This is a genomic window from Salinispora sp. CH2A1_6, from assembly GCF_056820975.1.
In genome coordinates, this window is sequence record NZ_JBXEDG010000012.1 from 396,202 (window position 1) to 419,810 (window position 23,609).

The following is a 23,609-nucleotide window of genomic DNA, read 5'->3' on the forward strand; positions in this document are numbered from 1 at the left end:
GAGGAACGGTGACAAAAATGGCCGGTGCGACACCGACTGACCCGGACGGGCCGGCCGGCTCGGAAGGACCGACCGACCCGGACGGGCCAACCGACCCGGACGGGCCAACGGGTCGGCTCGTCACCTGGCTCGCGGAGACCTCGATCGACGCCATCCCCGCCGATGTCACCACCCGGGCCCGGCACCTGATCCTGGACGGCATCGGCTGCCTCCTGGTCGGTGCCCGGCTGCCCTGGTCCCAGATCGCCGTACGGAGCCTGACCGTCGAACCCGGCTCCAGCCTGGTCGCCGGGTGGGACCGCACCACCGACGCGTCCACGGCGGCGCTGCTGAACAGCAGTTTCATCCAGGGCTTCGAGCTCGACGACGTGTCGTACCGGACCCCCTGGCACGCGAACGCGGTGTTGCTGCCGGTGCTGCTGGCCGTGGCTGGCCGGCGGGCGACGGTCACCGGGGCCGACCTCCTCCGGGCCGAGGTGTTGGGCTTCGAGGCCGGCGTCCGGGTCGGTCGCGCGCTGGGCGGACCGGAGCTACTTACCCGAGGCTGGCACTCCGGCGCGGTCTTCGGCGGGCTGGGGGCGGCAGCAGCCGGCGGGGTGCTGTACGACCTGACCCCCGCCCGGTTCGAAGACGCGCTGGGCATCGCCGCGACCCAGGCGGGCGGGTTGATGGCCGCGCAGTACGAGTCGATGGTCAAACGCATGCAGCACGGCTTCGCGGCCCGCAACGGCCTGGTCGCGGCGACCCTGGCGGCCGACGACTACATCGGGATCAAGCGGGTCTTCGAACGCGGCTACGGCGGGTACCTCGCGGCCTTCACCGCGCGGCACGACACCGATCCGTCGGCGATCGGCGATGCGCTGGGCGAACACTGGTATCTGCCAGAACAGACGATCAAGCCGTACGCGGCGATGGCGTACACCCACCCGGCGATCGACGCGGCGCTGGCGCTGCGGGCGACGGACGGTGTCGACCCCACCGCCATCGAACGAATCGAGATCGAGGTCGCCGAGTCCGTCTTCGACCACGCGGTCTTCCCGCTCCACCGGCCGATCGAGAGCGTCGCGGCGCAGATGTCCGTCTGCTACACGACGGCGGCGGCGCTCCTCGACGGCGCGGTCTCGGTGGAGCAGTTCCGACCGGACCGGCTGGACCAGGACGACGTGTGGCGGCTGATCGACCGGACGACCGTTACCCGGGTGTCCGGACCGGCCGCTGCCGGGCGGGTATGCCTGACCACCGATACTGGTCAGACCCACGAGCAACGCACCGAGACGCCGCTCGGCTCGGTGCGGCGGCCACTCAGCGACGCCGACATCGTGGACAAGTATCGGGACCTGACCGGGCGGATCCTGGACCGGCACCGACAGCAGGCGATCGAGGACCTGGTGCTGCACCTGGACGAGCGCCGGGACGCCCCGGCGGCGCTACTCGCGCTGCTCGCCCCGGCGGTCGGCGGCGCGCTGGACTGACCCGTCAGGCCCCCGGCGCCGTCAGGCCCCGGCCCCGTCAGGCCCCGGCGCCGTGCCGGCCGGCACCCGCGGCGAACCGAGCCGCCCCGGCCACCGCGTCGGCGGCCAACGACTCCACTCCGTAGGTCAGCTCGGTCGCCAGCGCCGCCGGCTCCGGCAGCGCCGCCGTGGCCAGCACCGCGGCCCGATCGTTGCGCAGACAGGTCTGCGGGTGCCCGGCGAGCTCCGCGGCCAGTTGCTCGGCTGCGGTCCGAGCCGTACCGGGGGCGACCAGCCGGTTCACCAGACCCATCGCGTACGCCTCGGGCGCCGGCACCGGACGGCCGGTGAGGATCAGGTCCATCGCCCGGCTCTCGCCGATCAGTCGGGGCAGCCGGAACGTCCCACCGTCGATCAGCGGTACGCCCCAACGCCGGCAGAAGACGCCGAGCACCGCGTCCTCCTCGGCGACCCGGAGGTCGCACCAGAGCGCCAGCTCCAGCCCGCCCGCCACCGCGTACCCGGAGATCGCCGCGATCACCGGCTTGGACAGCGTCATCCGGGTCGGACCCATCGGGCCGTCCCCGTCCGGTGCGACCCGGTTGCCGGTGGGGGCGCCGATCGCCTTCAGGTCGGCACCGGAGCAGAACGTTCCGCCCGCACCACAGAGCACCGCCACCGCCGCGTCCGGGTCGGCCTCGAAGGCGCGGAAGGCGTCGGCCAGCGCCCGCGCGGTCGGACCGTCCACGGCGTTCCGCGCCTGCGGCCGATCCAGGATCACTGTGGTCACCGTCGCGGACCGTTCGACGCGTACGCCCATCGGGACAGCATGACGCCGGCGGTGTCCGGCGCGCCAGAGCCGGCGCCCGACCTCGGCGCGCGTTCTGGCATCGTCCCTGGTGTTCGATTTAGAGTGCTCGGCGATGTGATCATGCGAGGTACCCGATGGACCTGTACGACGTCATCCACCGCCGCCGGGACGTGCGGGCGCAGTTCACCGGGGCGCCGGTGTCCGCCGAGACCCTGAACCGGGTGCTCGCCGCCGCCCACGCGGCCCCGAGCGTCGGATACTCGCAGCCGTGGGACTTCATCCTGGTCCGCGACCCGGAGCTGCGCCGCGCCTTTCACGAGCACGTCAGCACCGAACGGGAGGTCTTCGCCGCGACCCTGACCGGGGAGGCGGCCGAGAGGTTCGCCCGCATCAAGATCGATGGGGTGTTGGAGTCCAGCCTGTCGATCGTCGTCACCTACGACCCGTCCCGGGGCGGCCCGGCGGTCCTCGGCCGGCACGCTATCGCCGACACCGGGCTCTACTCGGCCTGCCTGGCCATCCAGAACCTCTGGCTCGCCGCGACCGCCGAGCAGCTCGGCGTCGGCTGGGTGTCGTTCTACCGGGAGCAGTGGCTCGCCGAACTGCTCCGGATCCCGGCCGGGATCCGTCCGGTGGCCTGGCTCTGCCTCGGCCCGGTCACCCACTTCGAGGCGGTACCCGACCTGGCCCGGCACGGCTGGCGGAGCAAGCGCCCGTTAACCGAGGCCGTGCACACCGATGGCTGGGGCGACCCGCCGGCGTAGGGGCCGGGGACAGTCGTCGGCCGGAGTCAATCCCGCCGGTGCCGGCCAGCCGGCAGTTCCCACTGCCGTTGACCGCTCGGCAACGCCCGACGGTCGGTCCCGCCACGAGCCGTGGCCGGGCGTCGGCGCAGGCCGAGCAGGGCGCCGATCTGCGCGCCGACGATACTCGACACGGCGAGGACCGCCGAGACGGCGAGCGGCCGATTCACCCGGTTCGGCTCGGCGGGACCGGCTGCACCCACGGCCACAATCGGCACCTCCGCCGCCGGATCCGGAGCGGTCTCGTCCGAGGCTGCCGTATCCGTCGGGGACGCGTCCGAAACCGCCGTCCCCGACACAGCCGACTCCGCAGGTGACGGCGGCGTTGCCTGCTCGGCCGGCGCCGGTGCGGGCGGCTGGGGCGGGGTCGGTCGGGCGACCAGCCGTCCGGTGGCGTGGGGGCCGGGACCACGGTCGTGGGCCTCGGCGGGCAGCCGCAGGAGCTGACCCGGGTGGATGCGGTCGGGGTCGGCCAGCCGGTTCAGCGTGGCGAGGCTCCGGTAGTCCTCAAACCCGTCCAGGTACCGCGCGGCGATCGATCCGAGGTAGTCGCCCCTGGCCACCCGATAGACCGGTGCCCGCTCGGGCGCGACGGTCGGCGCGGCGGTTGAGGCAATAGATGCGGCGGTCGGCGCGGCGGTCGAGGCAGCGGATGCGGCAGTCGGTGCGGCCGCGGCCCTGGGTGCTGTCGGGCCTGCCGCCGCTTGGGCTGTTGGGTCCGCTACCACCGTCACCGTGGATGCTGGCGGGCCTGCCGCCACCGCCGCCGCGCTGGCCGCCACGGGACTCGCCACCACGATCAATGCGACTGAACCGACCAGTGCGGCGGCGGCCCGCTGTTGCCGGCCCATCCCCGGCAACCGGGGTGCGGGGCGACGGACGGCGAGGGCTCCCACCTCGACCAGCACCGAGAGGGCGAACGTGGCCCAGCCCACCCAGCCCGCCACCGCCAGCACCCGGATGAAGAGCTGGCCGTCGTCGCGGCTGGTCAACACCGTGCCGATCTCACCGAGGGTCGGCACCTGCGCCGGCAGGGGGTTACCGGCGAACGCGAGCAGCGCCACCGGGGCGCCGACCAGCAGCACACCGAGTAGGGCGAGGGCACCGAACCCGGTGAGCACCCGGCCAAGGAGACGAGCCGATGTGGACATGGCGGCTTTCCTTCCTACAGTCCACCGGTCAGCGCCCGAGCGGTCGCCTCCCCGGTGACGTTGACGGTGTCGTCGAAGCCGACGAGGCCGAGCAGCGACCTCTCGTAGGTGACGGTGACCCGCACCCGAACCACGGTCTCCCCGTCAACCACCGGGAAGCTGACGGTGTGGGCGCTGGCACCGGCGGCGGCGAGATACTCGGCCACCGCCCGCCGCGCCTGCGGCTCGTCGATCCGCTTCGGCCCTCCCTCGATCGCGGTGGCCAGGTCGATCGACTGGCCCCCGGCGCGGGCGGCTTCGCTGGCGAGGTTGTCAGCTCGCTGCAGCGCGCGTAGCTGCCCAGCCCCGTCGAAGGCGAGCGCCACCACGGTGAGAATGCCCAGGGCGGCGATGGCCAGGAAGACACTGACCCGGCCCGAATCGTCCCGGCCCGAGGCGGTGCGGCGCGTCGGGCCGGCGGTCATCGGGGACACCACCGGTACGGCGCCCCCGCTAACGTGACTTCGATGAAGGTGGCTGAGATCCGTAGATACCCGATCAAGTCACTGCTCGGCGAGCGGCTCGACGACGTCGAGATCGAGCAGCGAGGACTCATCGGCGACCGGCTCTGGGCGGTCCGCGATGTTGCGGGCAAACTCGGCAGCGGCAAGAACACCCGCCGGTTCCGGCGCATGCCCGGCCTGCTCCACTTTCGTGGCCGCTTCGGCGAGCGCGTGCCTACTGTGGAGCTGCCGGACGGAGAGGTGTTCGCCGCCGATGACCCGGCCGGACACACCGCAGTCAGCCACGCCATCGGCAGGAACGTCACCATTGCCCGCGAGGCGGGAGTCCAGCACCACGACGAGGGACCCGTCAGCCTGATCACCACGGCTGGGCTGCGCCAACTCGCCGCGATGATCGGAGAACCCGTTGACCCGGCGAGGTTCCGCGCCAACCTCGTCATCGACCTCCCCGGCACCGGCTTCCCCGACGACAGCTGGCTCGGCCACGACCTACAGGTCGGGCCGACCGTCATCCTGCGGCCACAGGAGTTACAGACCCGCTGCATCATGATTGACATGGTGCAGGGTGACCTACCCGAGGATGGCCGGCTCCTCAAGGCCCTCGCCGAGCGGCCGGACCTGACCTTCGGCGTCTGGGGGACCGTCGTCCGCCCCGGCCGCCTCGCCGTGGGTGACACCGTGACCGTGACGTCCCGCATGCTCGTCACCGCCCACTCGTAGCCGGGTTCGACACCGGTACGGCGTCGACACTCGCGAACCCGAGCGCCCTGCTCCGGTAACGGTCCAGCGGCGAGGTGAAGCTGGCGGACACCCGACGGCTGTTCGGCACCCCCGGAATGGTCTCCAGCCGCAGGTCGGACAGGTCGACGGTGCAGGATAGGCGAACGGTCACCGCGGCCTGCTGGCCGATCGGGCTCCGGAACGCGGCGGCGAAGCTGGTCGCCTGCCCATTGACGGTGCCACTGAGGTCGACCGTCGGCGTACTCGTGCAGTTCAGACCGCGCCAGTCGAGCTGTCGGACGGCCGCCTCCCGGGCCCGCTCGGCGGCGGTGCCCGCGTCGCGGGAGATGGAGGCGGCGCGGGCGGCGTCGTGCGCCGCCGCCTCGACGGCCTCGGCCGCGACCGCGGTCCGCCCGGCGACCCCGGCGAGGACCATCAGCCCGATGAAGGCCGGTGCGAGGATCGCCGCCTCGACGGAGACCGAACCAAGGTCGCGCTGCGGGCCACGGCGTCGACCACGGTCGCGCTGCCGGTCGCCGCGTCGGCCACGGTCGCGGATCACGGCTCCGTCCACCGTTCCACCGTCCCGTGTGCGCTCTCGCTGATCGGGAAGTCGACGCCGGGTACGACGGAGAGCGAACGGCCGCGGACGGTGCAGGTCACGTCGGCCGCGTCGGTCTGGCAGCTCGGCCCCGGGGAGTCCCAGTCGACCAGCCAGCCGCCGGCCGCGGCGAGGAAGCGTCGCGCCCGGTCCGCGCCCGCGTCCGGCGGGGCGTTGAGCACCCGCTGTGCGTTGACCCCGCTCTGCGCCGCGTGCATCGCCGTGGATCGGGCGATGAAGACGGCGGCCACCTGGATCGCTCCGAACAGCAGCACGAAGATCACCGGCATCACCACCGCCAGCTCCACCGGGTTGGCGCCCCGGTCCGTGCCGCCGAGCCGTCGGCGCAGGGCACGGCAGGACCGTCGCACACACATCGGATCAGGGCGCGGTCGGAATGGCGTTCATCCAGTCCTCCGCCCGGGTGGCGACGAGCGCCGTGACGGTGATCGCGGCGGCCACCAGACCAAAGATGATCACGGCGGTGGGGACGGGGCTGTCCCCTCGCTCGCGGTCGGAACGCAGCTCGGCCAGGCGCGCGGCCAGCGCGACCTGTAGGTGAACGAAGAGGGACATGGCGGGCTCCTTGTCGGACGGTCGTCAGAGACGGGCGAGGAACGGGTAGGTGGCGAAACCAAGCAGTACGAAGACGAGCAGGGCACCCGGGATGTCCAGTCGGCCGGTCACCCCCTCCGCCCGCGCCAGGTTGTCGGTGCGGATCTGGTCGCGCAGCGAGTCGGCCCGGCTGCGCAGGGTCTCGTGCACCTGCGCGCCCTCGCTGCCCGAGGAGCGCATGATCGCTCCCACGTCACCGAGCTCGGGAATGCCGATCCGATCGGCGAGGTCCCGCAGCTCGTCCCAGGGCGAGTGCATCTGGAGCTGGGCGAGGCGCAGCGACTCCCGGATCCGGTCGAAGACCCAGCCGTCGCAGACCTCCGCCGCCCGCTCCAGCGACTGCACCGGCCCGTGCGCGGCGGAGAGCTGCAACGCCACCAGGTCCAGGTAGGTGCAGACGGCGGCCCGGAACTCGCCGCGGGCCGCCTCCGCCTTGGTCAGCACCGCGCGGTGCGCGAGCCACGCGCAGATCAACGCCAGGCCGAGGCTGCCCAGCACCGGTACGGCCACCGGCAGCGCGACGCCCGTGGCGGCGAAGGTGACGCTGAGCAGGGTCGGTGAGGCGAGGCCGATCAACGCGGAGAGCAGCAACGACAGGGCGTACTGCTCGGGGCTGCGGCCGAGCAGGGCAAGCTGTTGGTGCGGCGGACGCAGCCACCGGGCGATCCCGGTCAGCCACTCCAGCCGCTGGCCGGCGGGCCCCGCCGGGTGGGACGCTCCCGGCGGCTGGTGCAGCCGCCGCAGCGCGGGGCCGAGCGCCGGGGTCGCCGGAAGGAGCTCCTGGACCACCAGGAAAACCCCGAGCCCGGCCAGCGCCCCGGCGGTCACCGCGATGGTCAACAGCCAGTCCGTCACGTCAGCACCTCCTGCGGCTCGGGCGCCGGCAGGAAGCGGGCCGGCCGCTGCGGCTGACTCATCGCCCGGACCCAGGCCAGCAGGACGATGAAGGACATCCCGAGCACCGCCATCACGAGCTGCCCGGTCGGGGTGCCGTACGGGCGGATGTAGTCGGTGTTCAACAGCCCGTACGCGAGCACCGCCAGGGTCATACCGGTGAGGAAGCGGACCGCGAACCGGGGCTGGGTACGTTTGGCCTCGATCTCCCGCCGGGTGGCGACCTCGGCGCTGGCGGCTGCGGCGATCGCGCCGAGTACGTCGCCGAGGCGCTCCCCCCGATCGGTCAGGTGCAGAATCAGCGCCGCCACCACCTGGTCGCAGACCGGGTCGGCGATCTCGTCGGCGAAGGCCAACAGGGCGGGCCGGGCCAGCCAGCCGGCCTGGAGGCGGGCGGCGAGCAGCCGCACCTCCTCCTGGATCTCCTCCGGCGCGGTGGCGACGGTGCCGGTGATCGCCGCCTGCAGGCCCTGCCCGGTGGCCGAGATGTCCTTGAGTCGTCGGGTCCACTCACCGACCGCCTCGATTCGGGCGATGGCCCGCTGCTCGGCCCGGCCCACCGCGAAGAGCCACGGCGTGCCGGGAACCGCGACGGCGACCAGCAGGCCGACCACCGGAAGCCCGGTCAGCAGGAAGCCCAGCGCGCCGGCGAACACCGCGCCGACGAGGAGCAGCTGGTGGAAGCGGCGCTCCCGCGCCGTGGTGCCGAGGCCAAGCCGGCTGAGCCCGCGCCGGGCTCCGGGGCCCGGCCCGGGTGGGCGGCGGGTGCCGACGATCGCGACGGCGGCCAGCAGCAGCCCGGCCACGCAGGCGGCACCGGAGAGCACCGCGACGAGTTCGATGTCGACGGCGGCGTTCATCGTTGGGCCAGCCGCGTCTGCCGGGGGCGCCGCCACGCGCCGCTGCCCGCCTCGATCCACCGGCTGAGCAGTCGGGTGTCGTAGCCGACCCGCAGGAGCTGCGCGCGGATCCGCTCCGGTAGGTGCCGGGGCACCGCCCGCCCGTCCGGGCCGGGCCCGAAGACCGTGGTGGTGGTGATCCGATCGCTGTCGCCGACGCCGATCACCTCCTCGATGTGGGAGACGAAGCGGTGTTTGCGACCGCCGATCGCGGTCTCGTCCTCGATGGTGACGTAGACGATCAGGTCGAGGGCGTTGCCGGCCATCCGGCGGGCCTGCTCCACGGTCATCTCCCGGCCGTGCGCCAGGGCCAGCTCGATGATCCGGTCGCCGACGCCGGCCGGGGTGCGGGCGTGGATCGTGCACATCGAGCCACGGCTGGTGGTCATCGCCTGGAGCATCGGCACGATCTCCCGGGAGCGAACCTCGCCGACGATGATCCGCAGGACGCCCATCCGCAGCGACACCGGGATGAGGTCGGCGATGCTGACCTCACCGGCCGGACGGCCGTCCGGCCCGCGTTCGCCGTGCCCCTCGCGGGCTTCGAAGCTCATCACCGCCCGGTGCCGGTCGCCGCGGCGGGCCGGTAGCAGCTCCCGACTCTCCTCCAGCAGCACGTACGGCTCATCTGCCGGGATCTCGTTCATCAGGGCCCGGATGACGGTTGTCTTACCCGCCCCGGCCAGGCCGGCGACCATGATGTTCAGGCCGGCGCGCAGGGCGGCGCGGAGGAAGTCGCGCAGCAACGGGTCGAGCATCTCGTCCAGGTCGTTCCGGCCGCCGGCGAGGTCGTCCAGCCCCACATCGAGCGTGTTGTGCTTACGGATCACCGCGTAGGGGCGGTGGCTGACCAGGAACACCGCGGCGAGCCGGCTGCCGTCGGGCAGTTGCAGGTCGAGGGTGGGCTTGGAGGTGGAGAGCGAGCGTTCGGTGGCGCCCGCCCGCCGGGCCGCCGCCTGCAGGATCTCCACCAACTCCTCGTCGCTGTCGGCAATCGGCTCGATCCAGTCGACCCCACCGCCGCGCCGGGTGACGCGCACCTGGTCGCAGCCGAGGATGTGCACCTCTTCGATGCTCTCGTCCACCAGCAGGGTCTGCAGCCGGCCGAGCCCGGCCAGCTCGGCGGTCACCTGGTCGAGCAGGATCCGTTCCTCGTCGGCGGTGAGCGGGGTGCCGGCCCGACGGACCGCGTCGGCGTACGCGGAGACGACCGCGACCGCCAGCCGGGCGCGCTCGGTGTCTTCGGCGTCGGGGTCGAACTCCCGGCCGCGCTGCCAGTGGGTGAGCCGTTCGCTGAGCTCTCGGCGCAGCTCCCGGACGACCTGGAAGTCGACCCGGGGGCGGGGCGGTGGCTCCGCCCGGGCCGCGGCGGGCCCGGGCTGCCGACCATTCGGCGGGGCCAGCGGGGGCGCGGTCGAGGTGACGGTCGGGGCGGTGGCCGGGGGGTGCCGCCGGGGGTCGGCGGAGACAGGTTCAAATCGCATTCGACGCCTCCTGCGTCACCGCGCCGGCGCCTTCGTGGCCCGCCACCGGCCAGGCCAGGCGGGCCCGCCGCCGGTCGAGCAGCGTCCCGATCGGCACCTCCAGCTCGCTCGCGGCGCGCAGCAGCGGCCGGCCCACCCGCACGGTCCCACCGAGGGTCAACACCTCGGCGGTACGCGGGTCGTGCGGCAGCCGCGCGACGACCGGCACCTGCAACGCCTTGCTGATCTCGCCGCGCCCGTGCCCGTCACCGACCAGCAGCAGCCGCAGCGTGCCCGGGGCGACCCGGTGTTCGGTGAAGTCCCGCTGGATCGTCCGGACCAGCGCGCGGGTGGCCGAGACCTCGGGCAGCCGCGCCCGGGTGACCACCAGCACCACCGAGGCGGCGCGCAGGAGCGGCCAGGGCGGGCCGGGTACGTGCAGGCGGCCACAGTCGACGAGGACGTCGTACGGGGGGTCGCCGCGGTCGAGTTCGGTGAAGAAGTCGGCGAACCGCTGCCAGAGCGGGGTGACGCTGCCGGCCTGGGCAGGGTCGACCACGCCGGGCAGCAGCAGCCGTTCCCGTTTCGGCGCATCCAGGTCGACCAGCTGCGACCAGAACGTCGCCTCCAGGTTGCCGTCCCGCAACTCCCCGACAGCCAGCTCGCCGATGCCCCGGGGCCCGTCGAGCGTGCCACCGAGGTAGCCGGCGAGCAGGGACCCTCCCGCCGGGTCGCACTCGGCGAGCACCAGCCGCCGGTGCCAGGTCAGGGCGCAGGCCAGCGCCGAGGTGGTGACCCCGGGCGAGCCCTTCGCGGCGACCAGCGCGATGATCGCCATACTCAGGCCGCCCCGGTGAGCACGATGGCGACCCGGTCCTGGGCCACCAGCGCCGCCACCGCCGGCACGTCCCGTACGGCGAGCGCCAGGTAGACCACCATCTCGTCGTCGTTTCCGACGATGTTGGCGTCGATCACGGTGGCCTCGAACCGGGTCGCCGTGGTGACGGACCGGTCGTCGTTGCCGGCCGGGGTGCTGACCAGGGACACCTTGTCCCCGGGGTGCAGTTGGCGGGCCGGCGCCTGGGCCAGGTCCAGGCCCACCGAGAGTTGCTGCTGGCCGGGGGCGAGTAGCGGTTTGTCGGTGAGTTGTTCCATGGTGAGCAGCGTTCCGGGGACGAGCGACACCTTCGCCCGTTTCCCGACCACCTCGCCCTGCTGCCCGGCCGGCACCGGGGATAGCCCCGCCCCACCGGCTACCTGCACGGTCACCAGGTCGTCGGCGCTAACCACGCGGCCGACCTCGACCGGTCGGGCCACCGCCAGGTAGCTGCCGGTAGCGCGGACCGCGTTGACGGCGAAGGCCGAACCGAGTCCGCCGAGGGCGATCAGGAGGACGGCGAGGCCGAGCAGGCCGGGGCGCATCCGGCGCTGCCGGAGCACCTTGGGCGGGGTGATCGGGGCGTCGGCCGTCGCCGCTGCGTTGCTGGTCGCGAGGCTCACTGGGTTACCACCTGAAGCTCATCGATCTCGATCGTCACGGTGCCGCTGGTCCGGGTGACCTCGAAGCTGCCGCTCTCGCCGCCGCCGCTCCAGCTCACCGTCCAGTGCGTGGTCGCCTGGATCTGGTAGTTGCCGGGCTCCGGGTAGCCGCTGTGGTAGCCGCAGTCCGGGGAACGCTTTCCGGCCAGCGCGCTATCGGACTCGTACGCTGTTCCGGGGCCCGAGCAGGTCACCTTGGTGCCGTTGCCCATGTCCCAGCTCACCCGGGTGACTTCCGCCGCGATCTGCACGGTCAACCCCCGGTCGCTGGCGGAGGCCTGCTGCGGGCCGAAGTAGTGGCGGGGCTGGCCGGACCCGGCCGTGCTGGCCCACATCCACACCGGCAGGCCGACCAGCCCGGCGCCGATGTGCCGGCGGGGGGCGACGGCCACCCGCGGCGGGAGCAGGTCGATCGAGGCGAGCGCTTCCCGGGCCAGTTCCGCCGGGTCGGGCGGGGTGCCGAAGCTGGGCGGCGGGGCGTCGAGCAGCTCCGTCCGCTGCGAGCCGAGGTCACCCCCGTTGCAGGTCAGCACATACCAGTCGAAGCCCTCCGGGGTGCCCTCGGGCCGCGGCTCGATCAGCTTGTAGTAGCAGCCGTCGCCGTTGTGGAACCAACCGAGCACCTCGTCGTAGCAGGGGATGACCTGGCCGTCCCACTGGCAGGTCGCACCGCCGCCGCCCCCGCCGTCACCGGGGCCACCATCTCCCGGGCCACCGCCATCACCGGGCTCGTCGTCCCAGACCTCGCAGGTGGTCTGCGAGGGCGGGCAGATCACATCCGGCGGATCGGCGGCCGACGCGGCGGCAACGGGCGGCATGGCGACAACGGCCGGCACGGCGGCTGGCATCGCGACAACGCGAGGTGCGACGACAAGGTGCGGTGCGACAGCTGGCAGTGCGACAGCGGGCGGCGCGGCGGCGGCCGGCGCGGCGGCGGCCGGCGCGGCGGCGGCCGGCGCGGCGGCGGCAGCGGCCAGGCCGGTGGTGATCAGCGCTGCCAGCCCGGTGGTGACCAGCGCCGGCAGCGGGGTGCGGCGCGGTCGGGCGGCCCGGGTCAGCATGGCTGGTCCTCATGGGCGGCACCGGTATTGATCAGCCAGCGGCCGTCCGGGTATCGGGCCGCGGTCACGGTGGCCAGATGCCGGGTGCTCTGGCTACCGGGCACGACCCGCTCATCTTCCGCGTAGACCAGCCGCCAGCCGGTCGCGTCGAGGCAATCCTGGATCTCGACGGTGGCCGGGACACTCGCGAGGTCCACGGCCGTCACGACGGGGTCCGAACGGAGGGTGCCGATACGGATGGCGCCGTGCTCTTTGGCGGTGCGGATGGTGAACCGAACCCGGGTCAACAACGGGTCGGCCAGGTAGGTGGTGAGTTCCGGGTGGTGTGGGTCGCTGTCGCCACTCGCTTCCTGCGTCACCGCGAGATATCCGGAATAGGCGGCGAGCGCGGCTTTCCGAGCATTTAGCTCGTCCACTTCCCCCGATGCCGGGGCAGATTGATCCACCATGCCCAGCGCCTCCACCGGCGCTTCCCGGTCGGTGCCGCAGCCGGCCACGGCCGCCAACACCACGCCCACCACCAGGTACGCCGACACGCCCCTGCGCTGCCTTCCTCGCACTGTCCCGACCCTCCTCGTCGACCTCCACCGGGCGGTCGCTACCCGGTGAATCCGGACATGCGGAAGCGCGGCCGGATGCCGCCATCTGGGCCCCATACAAGGCATCCGCATTTACCGTTACCGACTTGTAAGAAAGATGACTCCCACCCCGCCCGCAGTTTCTTGATCGAATGGTTGCAGGGGCACATTGCACTCAATGGGCGAGCATAGGCTGACGACAGCCGATGCAACAGGGGCAATTCAGGTGAACACGCTCAGTAATCGGAGGTGGTGGGGCGTGGAGCCCTCGGGTCAGGTCAGTCGAGACCGAAGCGCCGCCCAACAATTACTTTCCGTATTCAGCCGTTGGAGTTCGACATGACGGTGACCGGTTCCCGCCGTACCGCACCCCGCTCACTACTGGCCGCGCTCACGATCACCCCGGTGCTCCGACTCGCCGCCGTGCGGCACTCCGTACCAGTGGGGGTGCCGGCCCGGCTCGGCTGCGACGCCTGCGGCGCCCCGATCAGCCTGACCCGACCGGGGCCGGCGATCGGGCCGCGCGCCCGGTGCGGCGGGTGCGGCGCGCGGGTCGGCCCCCCACCCGGCACGGTGGAGGTCGCCGCGCTCGCCGCCGGCCTGACGCTGCTGCTGGCTGGCGGGCCCATCATCGAGCTGGTCGCGGCGGCCTGGTGGCTCGGCTGGGCGGTGCCGCTCGCCTTCGTCGATGCCGCGGTGCACCGGCTGCCGGACCGACTCACCGGCCCCGCCACCCTCGGCACCTGGCTGCTGCTCGGACTGGCCGCGACCGTCGAGACCGGGTACGCGCCCTGGCTGCGCGCCACCGCCGCCGGGCTCGGCCTGGGCCTGCTCTTCGCCACCAGCACCCTCCTGCTCGGCCGGCGGGGCTTCGGGCTCGGCGACGCGAAGCTGGCGGTCGGGGTGGGTCTGCTCCTGGGCTGGCACGGCTGGTCGTTCCTGGTGCTCGGGCTGCTGCTCGCCTTCACCCTCGCCGCCGTGACCGCCCTGACACTGCTCGCCACCGGGCGGGCCCGCTGGTCCAGCCACCTGCCCTTCGGCCCGTTCCTCCTGCTCGCCACCCCGGCCACGCTGCTGCTCACCGGGTGACGGCAGAGTGGACGATGAAGCGCCCGTCCCCTGGAAATCTGCCAGGTGGGAACGGGCGCAGGTCGGGTCGACACCCGGATCGGGATGGCGTCGCTGGTGCCGCGTGGGTCAGTCGCGGCCGGGCAGTTGGGCGACGAACGCCCGCCACGCCCCCGGCCCGAACACCAGCGCCGGCCCGGTCGGGTCCTTGGAATCCCGCACCCCGACGATGCCGGGAAGGTTGTCGGCGACCTCGACGCAGTCGCCGCCGCTCGTGCCGCTGCGAGTGGACTTCTTCCAGCGAGCATTACTGAGGTTCATGCAGGTACTCCGCTTCTTTGATCAGCGCGACCGATGAGGCTTGCGGGAGGGCGACGCCTCGCACACTCTCCCACCTGGTCTGAAGGGTAGCTACCCCTTCCTCTGATGTGACGACCTCGCCGGCAAGCTGATCTTCCAGGTGTACGACCCGGCTTCCGTCCGGGAGCATCGCCAGAGCGAGCGGCCCGGAGAGCCCCGCGTGCAGGCCCGCGGCCGTGGGAATCACGTGAATGTGGAGGTACGGCAGCTCCGCCATCCGCAGCAGATGCGCGAGCTGCTCGGCCATGATGGCGTCCCCGAGCCGCAGCGCCCCCTCGTTGATGACCGCCACGACCTGCGGCGGTCGGTCGCGGGTCAGGATCTTCTGCCGCTCCAGCCGAGCCGAGACCTGCTGCTCCACCTCGCACTCGGGCCGGGTGTCGTCAAACCGCAGGACCGTGCGGGCGTAGTTCTCGGTCTGCAGCAGGCCCGGAATCAGATTCGGGTGAAAGTAGCGGAGTTGCCGCGCGACCGCCTCGGCCTCCAGCCAGGGCTTGAACCAGGCGGGCTGCTCGTCCCGGTGCGCCAACCGCAGCAGCGACTCGAAGAGGCCGCCGGTCTCCAGGATCTCGTCCGCCCGACACGCGTACGGCAGGTCAGTCATCCGGGTGCCGGTTTCCACCGCCGACACGGTCGACGCCGAGTAGTTCGTTCGACGCCCGAACTCCTCCTGACTCATGCCGGCGAGCGCCCGCTGTCGACGGAGCTGCACCCGGATGAGATCAGCGGCACGTTCAGATTCCATCGGCCCTCCAGAGATTCTTCTAGATCGCCACACCACGCCAGCCCAACAAGCAAGATCGCCAAGCGCCGCCAGCCAAGCCACCAAGATCGCCAAACGTCGCCAGCCGATTTGCCAAGATCGCCAAGCGCCGCCAGAAAACGAGCAAGATCGCCAGACTTCGCCAGCCCTACCAGCAAGATCGCCAAGCTTCGCCAGGAAAAGAGCACGATCGCCAGACCCTCGCCAGGATCAGCATGAAGCCCTTCCGCCGCCAGGTGGTTAACACAGAGAGTGAATTGAGACGGCGTGAGCCGGTGGAGGACTTTCCCGCCGGAGGCGCCTGTCGGACCGCCCCCACCCCCGCGCTGTCAGTGGGGGCGGTCCTCCACCAACATCAAGGAGGTCCAGATGCGAATTCGCTGGTTTGGTTGGCGTCGGAGAAACACCGCGCCGCCCCGCCCGCACGACCCGAACGCGCCGTACCGCGCAGGCGGGGCGCACCGAGCGGGCGGAGCACACCGGGCAGGCAGATCACCCCGCAGCAACGCGCCGTACCGGGCAAGCGGACCACACCGGGGAAGTAGGCCGTACCGGGGAAGCGGGCCTGACCGCCCAGCGAACCTGCCGGTCAACCTGCCCGCCTGGATGACCCAACCCACCCTCGCCGAACCCCAACCCGGCCGCGTCGGCCGACTCACCCCCGCCCAACAATGGCGCGCCAACGGAGGCCACTGGTGAACCCCCACCACCTCCCCCCACCACGACTCGGCCCCCACCCCCAACACCCACGCCACCGCACCAGAAACCAACCACCCCACACACCCCTACGACCCACCTGGACCTGCCGCGCCTGCGGCCACCCCTGGCCCTGCGCCGAAGCCCGCCTCCTCCTCACCGCCGAATACGACACCCGACAGCCGAGCCTGTCGATCTACCTCGCCGGACTCTGCTACGAAGCCATGCACGACCTCTACCACCTCAACCCCCACGACGCACCACACCCCCGCGAACTATTCGAACGCTTCGTCGCCTGGGGGCCGTTCCGACGGTCGACGCGGAAGCTCCCCGATTGAGGTTTCGATGCCGAGGCGAGGCGAGGCGGGGACGGTGGTCGGCACCGCCAGCAGCAGCGATCAACCGGCCCGGACCAACTGGCGGTACTCCGCCGAGCCCAGGAAACGCCGCACGATCTCCGCGTTAGCCCGCCCGAACTCCAGGGTGAGCACGTCAGCCCGGTCAACGAATCGCATCGCCGCCCCCTCCCCACACACCACATCCGCATCGGTGGCGCTGGTCGACGCGTAGAAGATCGAAAACTCGCCGACCGTGCCGGGGAAGCTCCCCGCCGGAGCCAGGCCCCGCCAGAACAGGCGCAGCTCATCGACTCTGAGACCGGTCTCCTCATAGAGCTCTCGGTGGGCAGCCACCAGCGGCTCCTCGCCCGGATCCAGGTGGCCACCAGGTAGCGACCATCGATGCGGATCCACTTCGGTGTTGCCGTCTCGAAGCTGCAACAACAACCGACCCCCAGGATCGACCAAGATCACACCCGCGATCCATACATTCACTCGCGTCACCATGCGCGCAGCCTAATCCAGCTGGGCTACAGGTATGGATTGAAAGTTCGACTACTGTGATTGGCTCCGGAGGTTCGAAAGTGACATCCGCGTCCCGCACCACGCCTCCCCTTCCGTCCGCCGTGGATGCCGAGTGCCGCACCCTTACCCGCGACCTTCGTCGCCGAGGCGTACTGGTGCTCTCCGTCTTCGGTCTGGTCTGAGCCGTGGCAACGTGGGAATCGTGGGCCTGCACTTCTTCCCACTCGCCCGGCTGTATGACCAGTGGCAGTACCGGTGGACCGCGTCCCTGCTGACCGTCGTCGCGGTCGTCGGCATCTTGCTCGTCGTGGCCGGCTTCGCGAACGAGACCGTACGGATCGTGGTCGGCCTGGGCTGCGCCGTGGTGCTGTGGACCTCGTCGTACCATCTGGCCCTGCGCGGCTGACGGTGGTCGCCAGCGCACGCTGCCTCTATTTACCGATAGCAGTCTCGCCCACCCGACCCTCAGGTGGCATCGGCGCGAACCAAGGTGTCCGAACACGACACAAGCCTTGAGGAGACGCGAAAGACCGCCTACGTTTACACCCGCGCGCCGGCCACGACGGTGACTGTCTCGAATGCGCCCCCGCGCGGCAAGGCCGCCGTCGTCTCCGGGACAGATGGGGAGGCAGGGCACATGTGGAGGTCCATCTGGGCGGTGATGAGGTGAACCGCGTCCTGCCGTTCATCGCGGGCGGCGCTCTCCTCGGTGCCGTCGCCGGGCTCTCCTTCGGGCTGGGTAACTACACGGCCGCATGGATCGTCTGGCTCCTGTACTTCGGCGTGGTCGAAGTGACGGCGGTGCGGAACAGTCGCGACGGGGACACCCTGTCGGAGCACGTGTGGTTGTGGTTCGGCACGCAGCGCCGCAAGCCCGGCGAGCCGGCCCGGAACGTCACGGGCTGGGTGTGGCTGCGCCGGTTCGCGCTGCTGGCGTTCGTGACCTGGCTCGCCCTACACTTCCTCACCGGGGGCCTCGTCTGATCGTCTGCTTCCGCCTGGTCCAGGATCCCGACGGATACACCTTCGCCCCGGAAACAACGACTGGCGGCTAGTCCAAGATCCAAGTCCGAAGGTCCGAGAACACCTCGGTGCCGCCGAGCACAGCGATGACAGCAGACACGCAGAGCGCCACGAAGACACGTGAATGCCTCGTTGAATCCACTCGCACTCGCCGACTCACCGCATAGCCGAGCAGAACCAGGGAGCCAAGCACAACCCCGGTGAAGGGACTCATCACTGCCGCAGCCGTGCCGAGAGCGTGCAGAACCCTCGCAAGCAGGTTGCCGAGACCCACTCCCAAATCCTTCGGATCATTATCCCCGCCGGTTATGAAATCGTGGCTCCCCAGTGTGAGTCGAGCGAAGCCATAGAGAAGGAGCACGGAAAGGTAGCTAATCCCGAATGCCAATTGAAGCCAGGTCGCGCCCCGCACCACCAAAGACCACGGGCGGGGGAATTCGTCCGCGTCAGCGACATTGACCGAACTGCTCATCCCCTCAAACCTCCGGCCGATAGTTGGCTCGGAGCGACAGTACGTCCCGCCGTTCAGAACATCAAGCCTGCCTGACATTCGCGCCAGGAGCGGAAGAGGTCGGCGAACGGATCGCTGTCGTGCCAGGGGTAGTCGTGCCGCCGGAATGCGGCGGCGACCGGCGTCAGGGTGGCGGGGAGCTGCTGGCCGCCCGATCAGCGCGGCGTCTTGTCGATGGGGAACTGTACTTCGGTGAGCAGCTCAGCGGGACTGACCGTTTGGGGGTCGTTGAGGTAGACCTCGCGCGGTGGGCCCGCTGGATGAATACCCTCCTGCTCGATCCACCCGGTGACGACGTGATAAGCGGGGCTGATCTCCTGGTATGGCCCTCGGTGGACGGTGGTGGCGACCGGGCCGCCGGGGAGCTCACGGTAGCGGACCGGGTCGCCGGATAGGACGGTGCCGGCCGGGACCGGGATGCAGATCTCGATGTCGCCGTTGGTCTGTTCGTCGATGACGTCGTGGTAGATGACGAACGGCTTCCCGTTGGACTCGGTGCCGGCGTTGCCGATGGCGTCGACGACCGCGCCGAAGCCGCGGCCCATGTCGGCACCAATCGCATTCAGGCTGGTGTGCAGGGTGAGGCTGGCCACCGGAATGGTGGCGGCTTCCTTCACGATGACGTCGTAGGGCATGACTCGTCCTCCTCGATCGATGAGTGCTTGGAGGAAGCGCAGCATCTGCTCCTGCTCGGCGAGCCGGGCCCGCAACCGCTCCCGGTGCGCGACGAGGCGTTTGCCGGTCAGTTCCGGGTCGTCGTCGGCGAGTAGGTCACGGATGTCCGCGATCGGCATATCGATTGCACGTAGCATCCGGATCGCCTCGGCCCGCTCGGCCTGGGCCCGCCGGTAGTAGCGGTAGCCCGAGGACGGGTCGACCCAAGCGGGTGCGAGCAGGCCCTGCTCGTTGTAGAAGCGCAGGGCCTTGACTGACAGCCGGCTCATCCGGGAGAAACGCCCAATCGGGATCAGGTCGTCCATGCTCGGTTCCTCCGTTCCGCACCGATGCTCGAGTCTCCCCTGGCGGGAGAGTCAAGCCAGGACGGCGGTTCGGCGGGTCGCGGGCCAATTCCAGAACGGCCCGGCTGCACAGATGTCAACGGTCGGCCCGAACTGCTGCGACGGGACCTGGCGCAGGAATTGGTCGACGTTGGCCAGGAGCCGCCCGCACTGGGCGCGGACCGAACATCAGGCCGGCGCCGTTCTAGGCCCCGGCGGGGAGCCCTCTGCCGCGGGGGCCTCAACGTCCCCCGAGTGAACCGTTGATCTAGCTAGCCGAGCGCCTGCATCATCGGGCTGTACCAGCGGCTGCGATCGCCCGGAAGAAACGGCGACCCTGAGATCATTAACGTGGTGCTGCTCCGCAAGGTTGCTCCGGCGTCCTGCACCCATTCGCGTAGCCGGCAGTCGTGGTCGAGCAGGTCGACCCGCACTGACCCGTCGGCACCGCCTGCCAGGTCGCCTATCAACGTTGCGGCGGCGTGGCGATCCGTGGCCAGCACCGGCCCGATCATCAGTTGATCGAGGTTGCGCCACACCGCGCCGTACCCGACGATGTCGTTGTCGAGTTGCAGAACCTGCAGTTGGGTGGCGAACGAAAACAGCCGTTGCAGTAGCGCCTCACGCGGGGCGCCGACAATCGCGGCATCGAGTGCCCTGATTGCCGCGATGTCCTCGGGCAAGGCCGGGCGGGAGCGTGGCTCCGGGTGGCTGGAAATAGTTCCGATATAGGTGTGCAGCGCCTCGACAGCGGTGAAGCCGAGCTTTTCGTACAAGGGACGGCCCGATTCGGTGGCAAACAGCGCCACAGTCCTGGTCCGGGCGCCCGCGAGGGCGTGTGTCACGAGCCGCCGGCCCAGTCCCTGGCCGCCATGGCGCGCCGCGACCAGCACCATGCTGAGCACCGACAGCGAGTTGCCGTAACGGGTCAGAACCGCCGTTCCCACCAGTTCACCCCTCGCATTCCGGGCACCGAACACGGTGCCCAGCTCGAACAGCAGGCGCCACTTGCTGTCCTCGGCAGGCCATCCCCGGTCCTGCGCCAGAGCGAGACACCCGGGAAGGTCGTCCACGGTCAGCACACCGATTCCCCACGTCACGTGCTAACTATCGCAGCGCTGAACCTGGTTGGTCAGACGGCCCACGGACGCTGGCGGAGCGCCAGTTAGGCACGAGGTCCTTGCCGGCCGCGATGCCGTCAAGGCTTTCCGAGGGGCGGAGGGTGTGGGATTCGAACCCACGAAGACATCACTGCCTTACCGGTTTTCAAGACCACGAAGTCCACAGCTCTGACCTGCTCGCATGAGACGTAACCCGGGACAGCCGACACGAACACGACACGTACAGACCTCCGGGGTGCCGGTCCCTCCCGACGGCCATCGGTCTGTCGGCTCCGCCTGAAAACTGGCTCTGGCACACATTTTGTGAGTCGCGCTCATCGGTAGTTCGGGTTGGGTTGCCGGGATGGAGATCATTCCGGCGTTGCTGCCGCACCTGACGGGCTTGCGGTTGGAGGCGGTGGTGGTCCGGGGCGTCGGGGTCAGGATCACCGCGGCGACGCAGACGGTGCGGGCACGGTGTGGCGCCTGCGGCGTTGGTCGACCACTGTGCATGGTCGCTATGTGCGGAGGCTGGTCGATGTCAGGTTGGGTGGTCATGAGGTGCTGGTCGCGTTGACAGTCCGCCGATTCGCCTGCGCCAACGCCGAATGCGGGCGGCGGACGTTCGTCGAGCAGGTGCCCGGGCTGACGCGGCGGCATGCCCGTCACACCGTCGTGGTCGCGGGTGACCTGGAAGCCGTCGCGGTGGGCGGTCGACCGGGCAGCCGGCTGGCGCATCGGTTAGCGGCATCGGTGTCGCGCTCCACATTGATCCGGATGATCCGCCGGATGCCCGACCCGCCGCCGGTGACACCGACGGTGCTCGGCGTGGACGACTTCGCCCGCCGTCGGAGCCACCGATACGCGACCGTGCTGCTCGACATGCACACCCGCCGGCCGATCGACGTGCTGCCCGACCGCACCGCCGACACCCTCGCCGCCTGGCTGCGCGACCATCCCGGCCACCCGGCGTGAGGCCTCTACACCCCACCCCTCACACAGCCCTCACACATGTAGAGGCCTCACGCCCCCGTAGTACCCACTGACCTGCCCGTGAGGGCGTGAGGCCTCTACACCAACAAGGGGGGTCCAGCCCCCAAAACCAGCCTCACCCCCCACCCCCTCACCCCTGCCCTCACAGCCCTCTACACACACCCACGCCAGCCCGCACCCGGCGCGTCCCCGCACACCCACACGCCGTAACACTCCGTAGCCAAAGGAGCGCCATGACCGAAATGGCCGCCCATCGGCAACGAGAAACGCCACCCACCGACCGGTGGCTCGGCGCAAGCAAAATCCTCGGTCGCCCGGTTGCCAGCGACGACCCGTATCCGCACATCTGCGGCCGGCTACTTCCCGCCGAGCACGCAGTCAACGGGCGGCCCGCGCTGCTGCAACGCCGTGACTGTGCCGCATGCGCCCAGGGCCGGCACGAACGCCGCCATCCCCGCTCGACCCCCGACACCCTGCCCGCTCCATTGGAGAGGACCCGCACCATGTCGGACAACCCGCTGTTGACCGCCGCCCTTGGCCACGCCGCACGTGGCTGGCATGTCTTCCCGCTACGCCCCGATGACAAGCGGCCCGCTTTTCCCGACCATCCGGCCGACAACTGCACCGGACGTGACCCACGCTGCCGCAACGCCGGACGGCACCTCGGGTGGGAGCCGCGCGCCACCACCGACCCCGACCGCATCCGCCGGGCCTGGACCGCCCGCCCCTACGGCATCGGCCTGGCGTGCGGCCCGTCCCACCTCGTGGTGGTCGACCTCGACGTACCGAAAGACGACAGCACCGCCGACCCATCGGGGACGGACACGCTCGCTGCCTTGGCCGCCCAGCACGGGGCCAGCATCGACGCCACCTACACCGTGACCACCGGACGGGGCGGCACCCATCTCTACTACCGGCACCCCGACGGCGGGCCGGACCTGCGCAACACTGCCGGCACCATCGGCCCGCTGGTCGATACCCGCGCTCACGGCGGCTACGTCGTTGCCGCCGGCTCCACCGTCGCCGGCCGGCCCTACACCGTCGACCTGGACACCGGCCCCGCCCCGCTACCGGACTGGCTCGCAACGCTGCTCGCCCCGGCCCCGCTGCCGCCGCAGCGGCCGGTGGTCGTGGAACTGCCCGGCGGACGGGAACGCTCCTACGTCCGGACCGCCGTCGAGCGGGAGTGCGCGAGCGTGACCGGTGCCCCGGATCACCACAACGACGCCCTGTACTTCGCCTCGATAGCCCTCGGTCAGCTTGTCGCGGGCGGTTCCCTGTCCACCGACGAGGCGTCTACCGCGCTGGAACACGCGGGGCTCTCCGTCGGGCTGCGACACCGGGCGGTGCTGGCCACCATCGCCTCAGGGTTCCGGGCCGGTGCCCGCCGACCCCGAACGGTGGCCGCGTGACCCGACCTGACGACAACCGCAGTTGTCACCGCGCCCCGCAGCTCCACACGGCAACCGATCACGTCGGCGACTACGCCACCACCCTGGCCAACGCACGCACCCCATCGGAAGCGCTGACCGCGCTGGCCGAGCTGGAAACGGCGTGCCGGGAAGCGCGGGAGTGGCTTGCGGTTGATCTGGTGCTCATCGACGGATGGTCGTATGCCGACGTGGGCCGGGCGATCGGTACTACCCGGCAGGCCGCCTGCAAGGCATACGCCGACCCGGTCAACGCCCGGATGCGCCGCACCATCACCGGCCGCGACGACACGGTGGTGATCGTGCCCTGCGGCAGCGCGAAGCTCGACCAGCCCGCGCCCGCCGGACGCATGTACACCGGCAGCTACCACCGGGCGTGCCGCCGGGCCGCAGACCGGCTCGGCGGGCGGCTGTTCATCCTCTCCGCCCGCTACGGGCTCCTCACCCCGGACACCATGATCGAGCCGTACGAACTGCGCATGGGCCAACCCGACGCGGTCACCGTGCCGACGCTGCGGGCACAGTCCCGCCGGCTCGGCATCGACACGGCGGCACCGTGACCGTGCTCGCCGGCCGCGACTACGCCGACCCGCTGTCAGCGGTGTGGCCCCACGCGGTCCGGCCGCTGGACGGCACGAGCGGGATGCCCGAGCAAATGGCCGTGCTGGCCGAGCTGGCGCGCACACCGACAACCCCGGTTGACACCGGGACCGCC

General features: G+C 71.2%; 29 protein-coding genes and 1 pseudogene. 11 read left to right on the top strand and 19 right to left on the bottom strand.

The features are described from left to right. Positions 1-17: 17 nt before the first annotated feature. Positions 18-1,472 carry an MmgE/PrpD family protein gene (locus tag AC1UKG_RS17350; RefSeq protein WP_482642846.1) on the top strand — a complete coding sequence of 485 codons (1,455 nt, stop codon included), beginning with the start codon at positions 18-20 and terminating at the stop codon, positions 1,470-1,472. A gap of 37 nt (positions 1,473-1,509) precedes the next feature. Here AC1UKG_RS17350 and AC1UKG_RS17355 read toward each other — a convergent pair whose 3' ends face one another. After that, complete coding sequence (locus AC1UKG_RS17355; RefSeq protein ID WP_018745825.1) at positions 1,510-2,271, bottom strand: crotonase/enoyl-CoA hydratase family protein; 762 nt, start codon at positions 2,269-2,271, stop codon at positions 1,510-1,512. Positions 2,272-2,396: 125 nt separating this feature from the next. On the opposite strand from AC1UKG_RS17355, the gene bluB reads away from it, so the two are divergent. Further along, on the top strand, positions 2,397-3,026 hold the full coding sequence (gene bluB / locus AC1UKG_RS17360; RefSeq protein WP_018745824.1) for a 5,6-dimethylbenzimidazole synthase: 630 nt from the start codon (positions 2,397-2,399) through the stop codon (positions 3,024-3,026). 26 nt (positions 3,027-3,052) lie between these two features. On the opposite strand, the gene AC1UKG_RS17365 is transcribed toward bluB, so the two are convergent. Together AC1UKG_RS17365 and AC1UKG_RS17370 are read right to left on the bottom strand one after the other, a co-directional pair. Continuing rightward, positions 3,053-4,216 carry a LysM peptidoglycan-binding domain-containing protein gene (locus tag AC1UKG_RS17365; RefSeq protein WP_482642845.1) on the bottom strand — a complete coding sequence of 388 codons (1,164 nt, stop codon included), beginning with the start codon at positions 4,214-4,216 and terminating at the stop codon, positions 3,053-3,055. 14 nt (positions 4,217-4,230) lie between these two features. Beyond that, entirely contained in the window at positions 4,231-4,680 is a 450-nt protein-coding gene (locus AC1UKG_RS17370; protein WP_018815508.1) for a pilus assembly protein TadG-related protein, read from the bottom strand. A 42-nt stretch (positions 4,681-4,722) separates the two neighbouring features. On the opposite strand from AC1UKG_RS17370, the gene AC1UKG_RS17375 reads away from it, so the two are divergent. Next, positions 4,723-5,439, top strand: coding sequence for an MOSC domain-containing protein (locus AC1UKG_RS17375; RefSeq protein WP_018745821.1), 717 nt, complete (start codon positions 4,723-4,725; stop codon positions 5,437-5,439). Here AC1UKG_RS17375 and AC1UKG_RS17380 read toward each other — a convergent pair. The 10 genes from AC1UKG_RS17380 to AC1UKG_RS17425 are packed head-to-tail and all read right to left on the bottom strand — an operon-like array spanning position 5,423 to position 13,047. Next, positions 5,423-6,013: a TadE/TadG family type IV pilus assembly protein gene (locus AC1UKG_RS17380; RefSeq protein ID WP_482642844.1), complete on the bottom strand. Its 591-nt coding sequence runs from the start codon at positions 6,011-6,013 to the stop codon at positions 5,423-5,425. The genes AC1UKG_RS17375 and AC1UKG_RS17380 overlap by 17 nt on opposite strands. Next, entirely contained in the window at positions 5,998-6,417 is a 420-nt protein-coding gene (locus AC1UKG_RS17385; RefSeq protein ID WP_018745819.1) for a TadE family protein, read from the bottom strand. The genes AC1UKG_RS17380 and AC1UKG_RS17385 overlap by 16 nt, the downstream gene beginning before the upstream one ends. Before the next feature lie 4 nt (positions 6,418-6,421). Beyond that, positions 6,422-6,616 carry a hypothetical protein gene (locus AC1UKG_RS17390; RefSeq protein ID WP_018732099.1) on the bottom strand — a complete coding sequence of 65 codons (195 nt, stop codon included), beginning with the start codon at positions 6,614-6,616 and terminating at the stop codon, positions 6,422-6,424. 24 nt (positions 6,617-6,640) lie between these two features. Further along, positions 6,641-7,510, bottom strand: coding sequence for a type II secretion system F family protein (locus AC1UKG_RS17395; RefSeq protein WP_018745818.1), 870 nt, complete (start codon positions 7,508-7,510; stop codon positions 6,641-6,643). Next, positions 7,507-8,409 (bottom strand): type II secretion system F family protein, encoded by a 903-nt coding sequence (locus tag AC1UKG_RS17400; RefSeq protein WP_050564293.1) that lies wholly within the window; start codon positions 8,407-8,409, stop codon positions 7,507-7,509. The genes AC1UKG_RS17395 and AC1UKG_RS17400 overlap by 4 nt, the downstream gene beginning before the upstream one ends. Then, positions 8,406-9,932: an ATPase, T2SS/T4P/T4SS family gene (locus AC1UKG_RS17405; protein ID WP_018745816.1), complete on the bottom strand. Its 1,527-nt coding sequence runs from the start codon at positions 9,930-9,932 to the stop codon at positions 8,406-8,408. The genes AC1UKG_RS17400 and AC1UKG_RS17405 overlap by 4 nt, the downstream gene beginning before the upstream one ends. Next, positions 9,922-10,749: a hypothetical protein gene (locus AC1UKG_RS17410; RefSeq protein WP_018815504.1), complete on the bottom strand. Its 828-nt coding sequence runs from the start codon at positions 10,747-10,749 to the stop codon at positions 9,922-9,924. Before AC1UKG_RS17410 ends, AC1UKG_RS17405 begins: the two co-directional genes overlap by 11 nt. Positions 10,750-10,751: 2 nt before the next feature. Beyond that, positions 10,752-11,411: an SAF domain-containing protein gene (locus AC1UKG_RS17415; RefSeq protein WP_482642843.1), complete on the bottom strand. Its 660-nt coding sequence runs from the start codon at positions 11,409-11,411 to the stop codon at positions 10,752-10,754. After that, positions 11,408-12,511 (bottom strand): hypothetical protein, encoded by a 1,104-nt coding sequence (locus AC1UKG_RS17420; protein ID WP_482642842.1) that lies wholly within the window; start codon positions 12,509-12,511, stop codon positions 11,408-11,410. Before AC1UKG_RS17420 ends, AC1UKG_RS17415 begins: the two co-directional genes overlap by 4 nt. Continuing rightward, positions 12,505-13,047, bottom strand: a complete 543-nt coding sequence (locus AC1UKG_RS17425; protein WP_029124001.1) for a hypothetical protein — start codon at positions 13,045-13,047, stop codon at positions 12,505-12,507. The genes AC1UKG_RS17420 and AC1UKG_RS17425 overlap by 7 nt, the downstream gene beginning before the upstream one ends. Positions 13,048-13,416: 369 nt before the next feature. On the opposite strand from AC1UKG_RS17425, the gene AC1UKG_RS17430 reads away from it, so the two are divergent. Next, positions 13,417-14,178, top strand: coding sequence for a prepilin peptidase (locus AC1UKG_RS17430; RefSeq protein ID WP_482642841.1), 762 nt, complete (start codon positions 13,417-13,419; stop codon positions 14,176-14,178). Positions 14,179-14,286: 108 nt separating this feature from the next. Here the strand turns inward: AC1UKG_RS17430 and AC1UKG_RS17435 are convergent, their stop codons facing one another. Next, positions 14,287-14,478 carry a DUF397 domain-containing protein gene (locus tag AC1UKG_RS17435; RefSeq protein ID WP_018745810.1) on the bottom strand — a complete coding sequence of 64 codons (192 nt, stop codon included), beginning with the start codon at positions 14,476-14,478 and terminating at the stop codon, positions 14,287-14,289. After that, positions 14,465-15,262 (bottom strand): Scr1 family TA system antitoxin-like transcriptional regulator, encoded by a 798-nt coding sequence (locus tag AC1UKG_RS17440; RefSeq protein ID WP_018815500.1) that lies wholly within the window; start codon positions 15,260-15,262, stop codon positions 14,465-14,467. The genes AC1UKG_RS17435 and AC1UKG_RS17440 overlap by 14 nt, the downstream gene beginning before the upstream one ends. 713 nt (positions 15,263-15,975) lie before the next feature. On the opposite strand from AC1UKG_RS17440, the gene AC1UKG_RS17445 reads away from it, so the two are divergent. After that, entirely contained in the window at positions 15,976-16,314 is a 339-nt protein-coding gene (locus AC1UKG_RS17445) for a hypothetical protein (RefSeq protein WP_482643209.1), read from the top strand. A 60-nt stretch (positions 16,315-16,374) separates the two neighbouring features. On the opposite strand, the gene AC1UKG_RS17450 is transcribed toward AC1UKG_RS17445, so the two are convergent. Next, positions 16,375-16,821, bottom strand: coding sequence for an NUDIX hydrolase (locus AC1UKG_RS17450; protein ID WP_033662951.1), 447 nt, complete (start codon positions 16,819-16,821; stop codon positions 16,375-16,377). Positions 16,822-16,898: 77 nt separating this feature from the next. On the opposite strand from AC1UKG_RS17450, the gene AC1UKG_RS17455 reads away from it, so the two are divergent. From AC1UKG_RS17455 to AC1UKG_RS17465, 3 genes are all read left to right on the top strand, one after another. Then, complete coding sequence (locus tag AC1UKG_RS17455; RefSeq protein ID WP_482642840.1) at positions 16,899-17,021, top strand: hypothetical protein; 123 nt, start codon at positions 16,899-16,901, stop codon at positions 17,019-17,021. 20 nt (positions 17,022-17,041) lie between these two features. Then, positions 17,042-17,245: a hypothetical protein gene (locus tag AC1UKG_RS17460; protein WP_018814635.1), complete on the top strand. Its 204-nt coding sequence runs from the start codon at positions 17,042-17,044 to the stop codon at positions 17,243-17,245. A 260-nt stretch (positions 17,246-17,505) separates the two neighbouring features. Then, on the top strand, positions 17,506-17,823 hold the full coding sequence (locus tag AC1UKG_RS17465; RefSeq protein WP_026271537.1) for a hypothetical protein: 318 nt from the start codon (positions 17,506-17,508) through the stop codon (positions 17,821-17,823). 67 nt (positions 17,824-17,890) lie between these two features. On the opposite strand, the gene AC1UKG_RS17470 is transcribed toward AC1UKG_RS17465, so the two are convergent. From AC1UKG_RS17470 to AC1UKG_RS17480, 3 genes are all read right to left on the bottom strand, one after another. Next, positions 17,891-18,334 (bottom strand): hypothetical protein, encoded by a 444-nt coding sequence (locus AC1UKG_RS17470; protein ID WP_018746140.1) that lies wholly within the window; start codon positions 18,332-18,334, stop codon positions 17,891-17,893. Between the two features lie 194 nt (positions 18,335-18,528). After that, positions 18,529-19,353 carry a MerR family transcriptional regulator gene (locus AC1UKG_RS17475; protein ID WP_018746139.1) on the bottom strand — a complete coding sequence of 275 codons (825 nt, stop codon included), beginning with the start codon at positions 19,351-19,353 and terminating at the stop codon, positions 18,529-18,531. 290 nt (positions 19,354-19,643) lie between these two features. Next, positions 19,644-20,471, bottom strand: coding sequence for a GNAT family N-acetyltransferase (locus AC1UKG_RS17480; RefSeq protein WP_018746138.1), 828 nt, complete (start codon positions 20,469-20,471; stop codon positions 19,644-19,646). A gap of 364 nt (positions 20,472-20,835) precedes the next feature. Between AC1UKG_RS17480 and AC1UKG_RS17485 the strand changes: the two are divergent. From AC1UKG_RS17485 to AC1UKG_RS17495, 3 genes and pseudogenes are all read left to right on the top strand, one after another. Beyond that, a pseudogene (locus tag AC1UKG_RS17485) lies at positions 20,836-21,434 on the top strand (transposase family protein); the annotation flags it as partial. Positions 21,435-21,697: 263 nt separating this feature from the next. After that, complete coding sequence (locus tag AC1UKG_RS17490; protein WP_482642839.1) at positions 21,698-22,876, top strand: bifunctional DNA primase/polymerase; 1,179 nt, start codon at positions 21,698-21,700, stop codon at positions 22,874-22,876. Further along, the gene (locus tag AC1UKG_RS17495; RefSeq protein WP_482642838.1) at positions 22,873-23,454 is read left to right on the top strand and encodes a DUF6884 domain-containing protein; all 582 of its coding nucleotides are present in this window, start codon (positions 22,873-22,875) and stop codon (positions 23,452-23,454) included. Before AC1UKG_RS17490 ends, AC1UKG_RS17495 begins: the two co-directional genes overlap by 4 nt. Positions 23,455-23,609 lie beyond the last annotated feature (155 nt).